Below are 11,941 nucleotides of genomic sequence, written 5' to 3' on the forward strand. Positions count from 1 at the left end.
CCTCAACGCCGGGCGTGGCGGATCGTCAACCGTCCGAACCCCATGGCCCCTGAGATCCGGATCGTCGGGCCGCCGGTGCCGGGGGAGCGTCGCCGGGGCTTGTAGCGCGAGTCCTTCCACCCGGTGCGCAGACCCTCGATTTCGACGATCGCGTCGCGAGGCACCTTGATCTTGGCCCTGCCGGTGCCCAGTTGCAGCTCGATGTCGACCACCGGATGCTCGATGACCGCCCGGGACAGGTCCAGGCGCACCCTGCCGACCGCGGACTCGACCTTGAGGAACCGAGGTACCCGCCACGGGCCGCGCCGATGGATCCGTCCCCCGGCGGCGGCGATCGTGGACGTGGTGGTCGTACTCTCCGCCGGGAGCGAGGCCAGCGCCGGAACGAGCTCGCTGTGCGTCCTGGCGGTGAGCGCCAGGTCGAGGCGTCCGTCCATGTCCTCGTGCGAGATGTGTCCTGCGGCGTAGGCGTCCTGGAGGCGCTGCACGGCCGTGTCGCGGTCGTCCTCGCTGATCGGTATCGGCGCGTCTTCCGGCGGAGAGGTCACCGTTTCACTCTCGTGCCGTACGGGCGATGCGAAGGCGCCGACATCCATGGCGGGCAAGGCATCCGACGGGGAGGCCGACCGCTCGTCGGCATGGCCCTGCCCGCCCGACGCGGCACACCCTCGTCACCTGCTCGGCCCGGGCCCCGTCAAGGCGGTGTCAACGTCCTTGTGACCGGCGACAAGGATGCGTCAAGGAGTGCTCCGAGAGCCCTGGACAAGCGCTTCGGTGGGGGAAGTAACCGTTCCCCTCGGGGAGTTGATCGCCAGTGAGCGGAGCACGTCGGCTGCGATGAGTGACGTACGGGACAGGACGAGTGACGTACGGACCGGCGGGAGCGGGGCTGGGGCCGGTGCGGGTGACGTACGTCCTGGACGCCCCGGACGCCTCAAGGTCTACCTCGGAGCCGCCCCGGGAGTGGGGAAGACCTACCGCATGCTCGACGAGGCGCGGCGCAGGGCGGCGCGTGGTGTCGATGTCGTGGTGGGGTTCGTCGAGTGCCACGGGCGGCCCCGCACGGAAGGGATGCTCGACGGTCTGGAGGTCGTCGAGCGGGCCCAGTGGGCCTACCGCGGTGGGGAGTTCGAGGAGATGGACCTCGCCGCCGTCCTCGCGCGGCGCCCGCAGGTCGCGATCGTCGACGAGTTCGCCCACAGCAACGTTCCCGGGGGAGGCCGCAACCCCAAGCGGCGGCAGGACATCGAGGAACTGCTCGCGGCCGGGATCGATGTCGTCACGGCCCTCAACGTCCAGCATCTGGCCCTGAACGCCGCCGCCTCGCTCGGCGACGAGGTGCGCGCGGTGACCGTCTGCAACCCCGACCCCGAGGATCGCGCCCAGCTGTACGCCCTGGAGCGCGACTGGGCGCGCTGGGACCCCGGGGTGCCGCTGATCCGGCTCACTTCCGAGCGTCGCGCCCTGGGCCGTCCGATCGCCGCGTACGTGGGCGAGGCGGCCGCCGCCGTGCCCGGCACCCGCGTCACCGTGCTGATCCCCGAGGCCGAGCCGGACCGGCTGTGGCAGCGGCTGCTGCAGAACCAGCGCGGTGCCGTGGTCGCCCACGCCGTCCGGAAGGACACGGACGCGGTGATCTGCCGGCTGCGGTTCCTCATCTGATCCCGCATGTCCCGCGCCGGGGACGGACGGGGTGTTCAGGCGCCCGGGGGGATTGGTTCACGCAGTTGGATCAGCCCGCCGTATGGGTTCCGTCAAAGCCGTACGAACCTGCGTATGGGAGCCGTCAACGGCGCTCGAATCCGGCCGGAGAGGCGCTTTCCTCTAATCGTCCGTTCGATTCGAACCTCATCTAGGAGCTTGCGATGGCCGACGTGGCCTTCGTCGTCACCACGATCGCGGTGTTCGCGCTGGTGGCTCTGGTCGCCAAGGGGGTGACGAAGCTGTGACCGCCGAGAACATCGTCGGCCTGATCGTGGCCGTCGCCCTGCTGGGCTATCTCGTCCTCGCCCTGATCTTCCCGGAGAGGTTCTGAGAAGCACTATGAGTCCCGTCCTCGCTGCTGTGCTCCAGATGCTCGCTCTGATAGCGGCACTGGCGCTCGCCCATCGCCCCCTCGGCGACTACATGGCCAAGGTCTACTCCTCGGACAAGCACCTGCGCGTCGAGAAGTGGATCTACAAGGGCATCGGCGCCAACCCCAACACGGAGATGCGGTGGCCCGCGTACCTGCGCGGTGTCCTCGCCTTCTCCGCGGTGAGTGTGCTGTTCCTGTACCTGCTGCAGCGCTTCCAGGGCAGCCTGCCCGGCTCGCTCGGCTTCTCCTCGATCGACCCGGACCAGGCGTTCAACACCGCCGCGTCGTTCGTCTCCAACACCAACTGGCAGTCGTACTACGGCGAGCAGGCCATGGGCCACGTCGTACAGACCGGCGGCCTCGCGGTGCAGAACTTCCTGTCCGCCTCGGTCGGTATCGCGGTGGCCGTCGCGCTCGTCCGCGGCTTCGCCCGCTCGCGCACCGGTGAGCTCGGCAACTTCTGGTCCGACCTGGTGCGCGGCACCATCCGCATCCTGCTGCCGATCTCGGTGATCGCCGCGATCGTGCTCGTCGCGTGCGGCGCGATCCAGAATTTCTCCGGCATCCACGAGGTCGGCCAGTTCACGGGCGGATCGCAGCAGTGGAACGGCGGCGCGGTCGCCTCCCAGGAGGCCATCAAGGAGCTGGGCACCAACGGCGGCGGCTACTTCAACGCCAACTCCGCCCACCCCTTCGAGAACCCCAACGCGTTCTCCAACCTCTTCGAGATCTTCCTGATCCTGCTGATCCCGTTCGCGCTCACGCGGACCTTCGGCCGGATGGTCGGCTCGCTCAAGCAGGGCTACGCGATCCTCGCCACGATGGTCACCATCTGGATCGGCTTCACGGCCCTGATGATGTGGACCGAATTCGCCCACCACGGCCCGGCGTTCGACATCGCGGGCGGTGCGATGGAGGGCAAGGAGACCCGCTTCGGAGTCGGTGCCTCGTCGATCTTCGCGGTGGCCACGACGCTGACCTCGACCGGCGCGGTGGACTCGTTCCACTCCTCGTTCACCGGACTCGGCGGCGGCATCACCATGCTCGGCATGCAGCTCGGCGAGATCGCGCCCGGTGGTACCGGCTCCGGCCTCTACGGCATGCTGATCATGGCGATCATCGCGGTGTTCATCGCCGGTCTGATGGTGGGCCGTACGCCCGAGTACCTGGGCAAGAAGATCGGCACCCGCGAGATCAAGTTCGCCGCCTGCTACATCCTCATCACCCCGGCGCTGGTGCTCGTCTTCACCGCCGCGGCGATGGCCCTGCCGACCCCGGGCAACTCGATGACGAACAGCGGGGCGCACGGCTTCTCCGAGATCCTGTACGCCTACACCTCGGCCTCGAACAACAACGGTTCGGCGTTCGCGGGTCTGAACGCGGACACGCAGTGGTTCAACAGCACACTGGGGCTGGCGATGCTGCTCGGCCGCTTCCTGCCGATGGTGTTCGTGCTCGCGCTGGCCGGCTCGCTCGCCGAGCAGAAGCCGGTGCCCGCGACCGCGGGCACGCTGCGCACCGAAAAGCCGCTGTTCACCGGGCTGTTGGTGGGCGCGATTCTCATCATCACCGGTCTGACCTACTTCCCGGCGCTCGCGCTGGGACCGCTGGCCGAGGGGCTGGCGTCATGACCACCCGCACAGAGAAGCAAGAGGACACCGTGTCCACGACTACTCCCACTCGGGCGCCGCACAGCGATGTGCCGACCGGTCACAAGGACGAAGGACGCGTCGGCGCGGGTCTGTTCGACCCGAAGCAGTTGCTGAAGTCGCTGCCGGACGCCTGTCGCAAGCTCGACCCGCGGGTGATGGTCAGGTCCCCCGTGATGTTCGTGGTGCTGGTGGGCTCGGTCCTGACGACCGTGTTCTCCTTCAAGGACCCGGGCGACTGGTTCGGCTGGGCCATCAGCGCCTGGCTCTGGCTCACCGTGATCTTCGCCAACCTGGCGGAGGCGGTGGCAGAGGGCCGCGGCAAGGCGCAGGCGGACACCCTGCGCAGGGCCAAGACCGACACCGTCGCGCGACGGCTGTCCAAGGACGGCGGCTCCGAGGAGCAGGTGCCCGGCACCGAACTGCGCGTCGGCGACCTGGTCGTCTGCGAGGCGGGCGACATCATCCCCGGCGACGGTGACGTCGTCGAGGGCGTCGCGTCCGTGGACGAGTCGGCCATCACCGGTGAGTCGGCCCCGGTCATCCGCGAGTCCGGCGGCGACCGGTCCGCGGTCACCGGCGGTACGAAGGTGCTGTCCGACCGCATCGTCATCAAGATCACGACGAAGCCGGGCGAGACCTTCATCGACCGCATGATCGCCCTGGTCGAGGGCGCCGCCCGGCAGAAGACGCCCAACGAGGTCGCGCTGAACATCCTGCTCGCCTCGCTGACGATCGTCTTCCTGCTGGCCGTCGCCACGCTGCCGCCGTTCGCGGACTACGCGGGCACGCACCTCACGATGGTCGTGCTGGTGGCCCTGCTTGTCTGTCTGATCCCGACCACGATCGGCGCGCTGCTCTCCGCGATCGGCATCGCGGGTATGGACCGGCTGGTGCAGCGGAACGTACTCGCCATGTCCGGCAGGGCAGTTGAGGCCGCGGGCGACGTGTCGACCCTCCTCCTCGACAAGACCGGCACCATCACGCTCGGCAACCGCCAGGCCGCCGAGTTCGTGCCGGTGAGCGGCACCACCGACGCCGTTCTGGCCGACGCCGCCCAGCTCTCCTCGCTGGCCGACGAGACGCCCGAGGGCCGCTCCGTCGTCGTCCTGGCGAAGGAGAAGTACGGGCTGCGCGAGCGGAGCCAGGGCGAGCTGTCCGGCGCCGAGTGGATCGCCTTCACCGCCCAGACCCGCATGTCGGGCGTGGACGTCGACGGGCGCAGGATCCGCAAGGGCGCGGCCGGTTCGGTCATGGCCTGGGTCCGGGAGCGGGGCGGCGAGGTGTCCGAGGACGCCGACACCCTGGCCAACCGGATCTCAGAGGCGGGCGGCACTCCGCTGCTCGTGGCGGTCGAAGACACCGATGGCGCCCGGGTGCTGGGCGTCATCCACCTCAAGGACGTGGTCAAGGACGGCATGCGCGAACGGTTCGACGAACTGCGCCGCATGGGCATCAAGACCGTCATGATCACGGGCGACAACCCGCTGACCGCCAAGGCGATCGCGGACGAGGCCGGCGTCGACGACTTCCTTGCCGAGGCCACTCCCGAGGACAAGATGGCCCTCATCAAGCGGGAGCAGGCGGGCGGCAAGCTCGTCGCGATGACCGGCGACGGCACGAACGACGCCCCCGCGCTGGCCCAGGCGGACGTCGGCGTGGCGATGAACACGGGTACGTCGGCCGCCAAGGAGGCCGGCAACATGGTCGACCTCGACTCCAACCCGACCAAGCTCATCGAGATCGTCGAGATCGGCAAGCAACTCCTCATCACCCGGGGCGCGTTGACGACGTTCTCCATCGCCAACGACGTCGCGAAGTACTTCGCGATCATCCCGGCGCTGTTCGCGGCGGTCTACCCGGGCCTGGACAAGCTCAACATCATGCAGCTGTCCTCGCCCGACTCCGCGATCCTGTCCGCGGTCGTCTTCAACGCGCTGATCATCATCGCGCTGGTGCCGCTCGCCCTGCGGGGTGTGCAGTACCGGCCGGTGAGCGCGGACAAGCTGCTGCGGCGCAATCTCGGGATCTACGGCCTGGGCGGGCTGATCGCGCCCTTCATCGGCATCAAGATCATCGACCTGATCATCTCCCTCATCCCCGGGCTGTAACTTTTTGAAAGCGTGCTGATCAACTATGAACAACTCGGTATCCAACACTGCTCGGTTGCTCTGGGCCGGCCTGCGCGCGCTTCTCGTCCTGACGGTGGTGACGGGCATCGTCTACCCGCTGGCCATCACCGGCGTCGCCCAGGGCCTCTTCAACGACAAGGCGAACGGCTCGGAGATCACGTCGAACGGCAAGGTCGTCGGCTCCTCGCTCATCGGCCAGGCGTACAACCTGCCCCTGAAGAAGGGCCAGGAGACGCCGGAGCCGGACCTGAAGTGGTTCCAGGGCCGTCCGCAGAACGGCCTGGGCACCAACAGCGTGAACACCCAGTACAAGCTGATCCTGTCGGGCGCCACCAACCGCTCCGGAGACAACGGCGCGGTCGACGGAGCGTGCCCGAAGGATCCGGCGAAGGCGGAGGAAGCCACCCTCTGCCAGTGGGTCGTCGCCGCCAAGGACGCCGTCATCAAGGACAACTCCGTGAACGGCTACACGGTCAAGAGCGTGCCGCCCGACGCGGTCACCTCCTCCGGCTCAGGACTGGACCCGGACATCTCCCCGGCGTACGCCGACATCCAGGTCCACCGGGTCGCGGAGAAGAACGGGCTGTCCGTCGCCCAGGTCCAGAAGCTGGTCGACGACCACACCGACGGCCGTACGCTCGGCTTCATCGGAGAGCCCACGGTCAACGTCCTCCAACTCAACATCGCGCTCAAGGAACTCGTGGCCAAGAGCTGATGGCCTTACGCGCACCATGCGGGACTTGGCGGCCGGAGCGACACCCCGTGCCGTCAACTCCCGTAGCCATGAAGCTTGTTCCGCACGACCTCGGCCCTCCGCGCGACAGGAAAGGCGTACGCCGATGACCCGGGTACTGGTGGTGGAGGACGACCCTCAGCTCGTCCGGGCCCTCGTGATCAACCTGCAGGCCCGCAAGTACGCAGTGGACCCGGCACCCGACGGCGCCACCGCGCTCCGTCTCGCGGCCACGCGCCAGCCCGACGTGGTCGTCCTCGACCTGGGCCTGCCGGACATGGACGGAGTGGACGTCATCAAGGCCCTGCGCGGCTGGACCCGCGTACCGATCCTGGTGCTGTCCGCCCGCCGGGCCTCCGACGAGAAGGTGGCGGCGCTCGACGCGGGCGCCGACGACTACGTCACCAAGCCGTTCAGCATGGACGAACTGCTGGCCCGCCTGCGGGCCGCCGTCCGCCGGACCGAGACCGCCCCGCTCGCCCAGGAGACCGCCACGGTCACGACGGACGACTTCACCATCGACCTGCTGGCGAAGAAGGCCACCCGGGCCGGACGCGACATACGCCTCACGCCGACCGAATGGCATCTGCTGGAGATCCTGGTCACCAGCCCCGGGCGGCTCATCACACAGAAGCACCTGCTCCAGGAGGTGTGGGGCGTCTCCCAGAGCAACAAGACCAACTATCTCCGGGTCTACATGGCGCAACTGCGCCGCAAGTTGGAGACGGACCCCTCCCACCCCCGCTACCTCATCACGGAGCCGGGCATGGGCTACCGCTTCGAAGACTGAAGCCCGTAGAGACGAAGAGACGAGAAGATGGCACGCGGCAAGCTTCGGATCTACCTCGGTGCGGCGCCCGGCGTCGGCAAGACGTACGCGATGCTCTCCGAGGCGCACCGCCGTGTCGAGCGGGGCACCGACTGCGTGGTCGCGTTCGTGGAGCACCACAACCGGCCGCGTACGGAGGTGATGCTGCACGGTCTGGAGCAGATACCCCGCAGGGAACTGGAGTACCGGGGCACGGTCTTCACCGAGATGGACGTGGACGCGGTGCTCGCCCGGCACCCACGGGTGGCCCTCGTCGACGAGCTGCCCCACACGAACATCCCCGGCTCGCGCAACACCAAGCGCTGGCAGGATGTCGAGGAACTCCTCGCGGCCGGCATCGACGTGATCACGACGGTCAACATCCAGCACCTGGAGTCGCTGGGCGACGTCGTCGAGTCCATCACCGGCGTACGGCAGCAGGAGACCGTGCCGGACGAGGTCGTACGGCGGGCCGACCAGATCGAGCTGGTCGACATGTCTCCGCAAGCCCTGCGCCGCCGGATGGCGCACGGCAACATCTACAAGCCGGACAAGGTCGACGCGGCACTGTCCAACTACTTCCGCCCCGGAAACCTCACCGCCCTGCGCGAGCTGGCGCTGCTGTGGGTTGCCGACCGCGTCGACGAATACCTGACCGAGTACCGCAACGAGCACCGGGTCTCGAAGATCTGGGGCTCCCGCGAGCGGATCGTCGTCGGCCTGACCGGCGGACCGGAGGGCCGTACGCTGATCCGCCGAGCCGCCCGGCTGGCGGAGAAGGGTGCCGGCGGCGAGGTACTGGCCGTCTACATCGCCCGCAGCGACGGCCTGACCTCCGCCTCCCCGAAGGAACTCGCCGTCCAGCGCACCCTCGTGGAGGACCTGGGCGGCACCTTCCACCACGTCATAGGGGAGGACATACCGACGGCGCTCCTGGACTTCGCGCGCGGGGTGAACGCCACGCAGATAGTTCTCGGGGTGTCCCGCCGCAAGGGATGGCAGTACGTCTTCGGACCCGGCGTCGGAGCCACGGTGGCCCGGGAGTCGGGGCCCGACCTCGATGTCCACCTGATCACCCACGACGAGGCGGGCAAGGGGCGAGGTCTGCCCGTCGCCCGGAGCGCGCGGCTCGGCCGGTCCCGGGTCATCTGGGGCTGGCTGGTCGGTGTGGGCGGCCCCGCCCTCCTGACACTGCTGCTCACCGGCGTCACGCCTTCGGTCGGCCTGGCCAACGACATGCTGCTGTTCCTGACGCTGACGGTGGCCGCGGCCCTGCTCGGGGGCCTCTTCCCGGCGCTGGCCTCGGCCGTGGTGGGCTCGCTGCTGCTGAACTGGTTCTTCACCCCGCCCGTGCACACCCTGACGATCGCCGACCCCAAGAACATCGTCGCCATCGCCATCTTCGTGGGTGTCGCCGTCTCGGTCGCCTCCGTGGTGGACCTCGCGGCCCGGCGTACGCATCAGGCGGCCCGGCTGCGGGCCGAGTCGGAGATCCTCTCGGTCCTGGCGGGCAGTGTGCTGCGCGGGGAGACCAGCCTGGAGGCGCTGTTGGAGCGGGTCCGGGAGACCTTCGGGATGGAGTCGGTCGCCCTGCTGGAACGGGACAGCGACGTCGATCCGTGGACCTGCGCGGGCAGCGTGGGCCCGCGGCCCTGTCAGAGCCCCGAGCACGCGGACGTCGACATGCCGGTCGGTGACCACATGGCCCTCGCGCTGTCGGGACGGGTGCTGCCGGCGGAGGACCGGCGGGTGCTCGCCGCGTTCGCCGCGCAGGCCGCGGTGGTCCTGGACCGCCAGCGGCTGCAGTCCCAGGCCGACCAGTCACGTGCGCTGGCCGAGGGCAACCGCATCCGCACCGCCCTCCTCGCCGCCGTCAGCCATGATCTGCGCACCCCGCTCGCCGGGATCAAGGCCGCGGTCTCCTCGCTCCGTTCGGAGGACGTGGCCTGGTCCGAGGAGGATCAGGCCGAGCTGCTCGAAGGCATCGAGGAGGGCGCGGACCGGCTGGACAACCTCGTGGGCAACCTGCTCGACATGTCCCGGCTCCAGACCGGCACCGTCACGCCGCTGATCCGCGAGATCGACCTCGACGAGGTCGTCCCGATGGCGCTCGGCGGAGTCCCCGAGGACAGCGTGGAACTGGACATCCCCGAGACGCTGCCGATGGTCGCCGTCGACCCCGGCCTGCTGGAGCGGTCGGTCGCCAACCTCGTCGAGAACGCGGTGAAGTACAGCCCCGCCGAGGAACGGGTCCTGGTGTCGGCGAGTGCCATGGCCGATCGCGTGGAGGTCCGGGTGGTGGACCGCGGCCCGGGCGTCCCGGACATGGCCAAGGACCGCATCTTCGAACCCTTCCAGCGGTACGGCGACGCTCCGCGCGGATCCGGAGTGGGCCTCGGTCTCGCGGTCGCGCGGGGCTTCGCGGAGGCGATGAGCGGCACCCTCACCGCCGAGGACACCCCCGGGGGCGGCCTCACCATGGTCCTCACCCTCCCGGCCGCGCCCGGCGCCCACTCGATCCGCCCCGACCTCCCGGCGACCGCGACCTCCTAGCGCTCCGGCCGGGGTTACCTCCCTCGGCCGGGGGCAACCCCCCTTCACCCAGCGCCCCCGAACACCTGTGACGAGCGCCACACGCCGAAGTTCGAACTTCGGCGTCCGCCGTGCATCCAGTCGGCGTCCGGCCATCGACCGGCCGCGGAACGCCACTCCTCCGCGGCCGTCCACTTCTGTTCACCAAGGAACGTTCAATGGGTTATCTGCGTGGATTCATCCCCTGGATCGTCTCCGGCGTCGTGTCGTCCTTCGACTGGCGCTGGGGTGCGATGGGAGGACTCGTCACGGGGCTACTGCTCCTGCTGCAGGACCGCCGCCGCGGTGTCGACCTCGACGCCCTGGTCCTGGAGATCAGCGCCATCATGTACTTCGTGGTGGTCGGCGCAGTCGCCGTCACCGACCCGGACTCGGTTCTGGCCGACCACACCGACGTCATCTCCTTCGGCTGGCTGGCCGCCACCGCGTGGGGAACCACGGCGATCCGCCGCCCCTTCACACTCGGCATCGCCCGGCGCCAGACACCCCGCGAGTACTGGGACATGCCGGAGTTCATCCGGGTCAACAACCACATCACCACGGCCTGGGGTGCCGGTTTCACCTTCATCGCCGTCAGCCTGGCCGTCTGCGGGCGCCCTCGACGCCCCGGCCTGGGCCGGCATCTCCGCCCACGTCGCGGGCCTCGTCGGACCTGCCGTCTTCACGAAGGTCCATTCCGCCCGGGCCCAGGCGCGACTGCTGGCCCAGGCGTCGGCCACGGCCGCTCCCTGACAGGCGGTCCCCTCCGCAGGGCTCCGGCAGCCTCGCGCGGCCGAAGAACTCACCGCGCCAAGGGCACGAGGAGAGCGCGATGACCGACCAGACAGCTCTTCCCCTGTATCTGCGGGGCCGCTTCGCCCCGGTCCCCGAGGAGCACGGCGCGGCCGGTCTCACCGTGCGGGGCTCTCTGCCGACCGACCTGGAGGCCGCTATCTGCGCAACGGCCCCAACCCGCTGCCCGGCCGGGACACGGGCCACTGGTTCACCGGTCACGGCATGCTCCACGGCATCCGGCTGCGGGGCGGACGCGCCGAGTGGTACCGCAACCGGTGGATACGTACACGGAAGCTGGAGGGACATCCGTACATCCGCGGGAACGCCACCGTCGACCTCACCGTGACGCCCGCCAACACCCACGTGATCCGGCACGCCGACACCGCGCTGCGGCGCATCGGCGACGTATGGGATCCGGCGGCCGTGGGAGCGTGGCTGCGCGCGATCGTGCGCAACGCCTCCCGCACGCGCCTGCGCGACACCCGGGAGACGCCCGGCCTGGACGGGCTCGACCACCTGCGGCTTCGCGACCAGGAGACCTCGCACCCGGAGCAGCTCATCGAGCAGCACGCGATGCGGGACTGGATCTGGGACGCGGTGGACGAACTGCCGCCGAAGCTCCGGCTGGTGCGGATGCTGCGGCACTTCAGCGGCGTCACCTCCTACCAGGAGATCGCCGATGTCTGCGAGGTACCGGTCGGCACGGTACGCAGCCGGCTCAACCAGGCCAGGGAGAAGATGGCCCAGGTGCTGCTGTCGACCGCCAACCAGACGCACGACGACGCCGCCGCACTCACCGAGGACAGCCGACACGAGGCCGTGGAGACCCTGGAGGCATCCGAGCGCGGCCAACTCCCCCAGGAGATCTCCGAGTTGTGGCCTGCGGACAGCGAACTGGTGGGTCCGCTCAGCCGGCCGGGAGAACGTACCCATCCTGTCCCTGTCATGCGCCAGACCCTGGACTTCGGGGTGCGCCAGAGCCTGCGCCATGTGGTGGCCGGCCGCGACATCACCATCTGGGAAATGGACGTCACGCACCACGTCACCGACCCGCCGCCGACCACATCTGCCCGCCGACCCTCGCCTGGCTCATGTTCCGCGAGAACAGAAGGGTTCAGAAGCTGCGGCTGATCTTTCCCCTGCCGGTTTCGACGGGCCCGGCCGGGTTTCCGGAAC

At 69.4% G+C, this 11,941-nt stretch carries 10 protein-coding genes; 9 read left to right on the forward strand and 1 reads right to left on the reverse strand.

Annotation, left to right across the window (positions count from 1 at the left end; genetic code table 11):
- Positions 1–2: 2 nt before the first annotated feature.
- Positions 3–548 carry a DUF1707 SHOCT-like domain-containing protein gene (locus QF035_RS47290; protein WP_373466834.1) on the reverse strand — a complete coding sequence of 182 codons (546 nt, stop codon included), beginning with the start codon at positions 546–548 and terminating at the stop codon, positions 3–5.
- Positions 549–837: 289 nt separating this feature from the next.
- Here QF035_RS47290 and QF035_RS47295 point away from each other — a divergent pair, with 289 nt between their 5' ends.
- The 9 genes from QF035_RS47295 to QF035_RS47335 all read left to right on the forward strand — a co-directional run bounded on the left by QF035_RS47295 (position 838) and on the right by QF035_RS47335 (position 11,896).
- Positions 838–1,662, forward strand: a complete 825-nt coding sequence (locus QF035_RS47295) for a histidine kinase (RefSeq protein WP_307528360.1) — start codon at positions 838–840, stop codon at positions 1,660–1,662.
- Positions 1,663–1,945: 283 nt separating this feature from the next.
- Entirely contained in the window at positions 1,946–2,035 is a 90-nt protein-coding gene (gene kdpF / locus QF035_RS47300; RefSeq protein WP_037659531.1) for a K(+)-transporting ATPase subunit F, read from the forward strand.
- Positions 2,036–2,043: 8 nt separating this feature from the next.
- On the forward strand, positions 2,044–3,708 hold the full coding sequence (gene kdpA / locus QF035_RS47305; protein ID WP_307528362.1) for a potassium-transporting ATPase subunit KdpA: 1,665 nt from the start codon (positions 2,044–2,046) through the stop codon (positions 3,706–3,708).
- Positions 3,705–5,837, forward strand: a complete 2,133-nt coding sequence (gene kdpB, locus QF035_RS47310) for a potassium-transporting ATPase subunit KdpB (RefSeq protein WP_307528364.1) — start codon at positions 3,705–3,707, stop codon at positions 5,835–5,837. The genes kdpA and kdpB overlap by 4 nt, the downstream gene beginning before the upstream one ends.
- A 25-nt stretch (positions 5,838–5,862) precedes the next feature.
- A complete protein-coding gene (locus tag QF035_RS47315) occupies positions 5,863–6,573 on the forward strand; it encodes a potassium-transporting ATPase subunit C (RefSeq protein ID WP_307528367.1) in 711 nt (236 codons plus the stop codon).
- Positions 6,574–6,697: 124 nt separating this feature from the next.
- Positions 6,698–7,381, forward strand: coding sequence for a response regulator (locus QF035_RS47320; RefSeq protein WP_307528369.1), 684 nt, complete (start codon positions 6,698–6,700; stop codon positions 7,379–7,381).
- 27 nt (positions 7,382–7,408) lie between these two features.
- Positions 7,409–9,952, forward strand: coding sequence for a sensor histidine kinase (locus tag QF035_RS47325; RefSeq protein ID WP_307528371.1), 2,544 nt, complete (start codon positions 7,409–7,411; stop codon positions 9,950–9,952).
- A gap of 197 nt (positions 9,953–10,149) precedes the next feature.
- Entirely contained in the window at positions 10,150–10,806 is a 657-nt protein-coding gene (locus tag QF035_RS47330; protein WP_307528373.1) for a hypothetical protein, read from the forward strand.
- 139 nt (positions 10,807–10,945) lie between these two features.
- A complete protein-coding gene (locus tag QF035_RS47335; RefSeq protein ID WP_307531899.1) occupies positions 10,946–11,896 on the forward strand; it encodes an RNA polymerase sigma factor in 951 nt (316 codons plus the stop codon).
- The last annotated feature ends 45 nt before the right edge of the window (positions 11,897–11,941 follow it).

Origin of the sequence: Streptomyces umbrinus (genome assembly GCF_030817415.1) — a bacterium.
Lineage (GTDB): Bacteria > Actinomycetota > Actinomycetes > Streptomycetales > Streptomycetaceae > Streptomyces > Streptomyces umbrinus_A.

What these genes read in the sequence shown, in the direction of transcription:
- QF035_RS47295 (WP_307528360.1), top strand. Translation starts at nt 838, where the DNA reads ATGAGTGACGTACGGGACAGGACGAGTGACGTACGGACCGGCGGGAGC.
- kdpA (WP_307528362.1), top strand. Translation starts at nt 2,044, where the DNA reads ATGAGTCCCGTCCTCGCTGCTGTGCTCCAGATGCTCGCTCTGATAGCG.
- kdpB (WP_307528364.1), top strand. Translation starts at nt 3,705, where the DNA reads ATGACCACCCGCACAGAGAAGCAAGAGGACACCGTGTCCACGACTACT.
- QF035_RS47315 (WP_307528367.1), top strand. Translation starts at nt 5,863, where the DNA reads ATGAACAACTCGGTATCCAACACTGCTCGGTTGCTCTGGGCCGGCCTG.
- QF035_RS47320 (WP_307528369.1), top strand. Translation starts at nt 6,698, where the DNA reads ATGACCCGGGTACTGGTGGTGGAGGACGACCCTCAGCTCGTCCGGGCC.
- QF035_RS47325 (WP_307528371.1), top strand. Translation starts at nt 7,409, where the DNA reads ATGGCACGCGGCAAGCTTCGGATCTACCTCGGTGCGGCGCCCGGCGTC.
- QF035_RS47330 (WP_307528373.1), top strand. Translation starts at nt 10,150, where the DNA reads ATGGGTTATCTGCGTGGATTCATCCCCTGGATCGTCTCCGGCGTCGTG.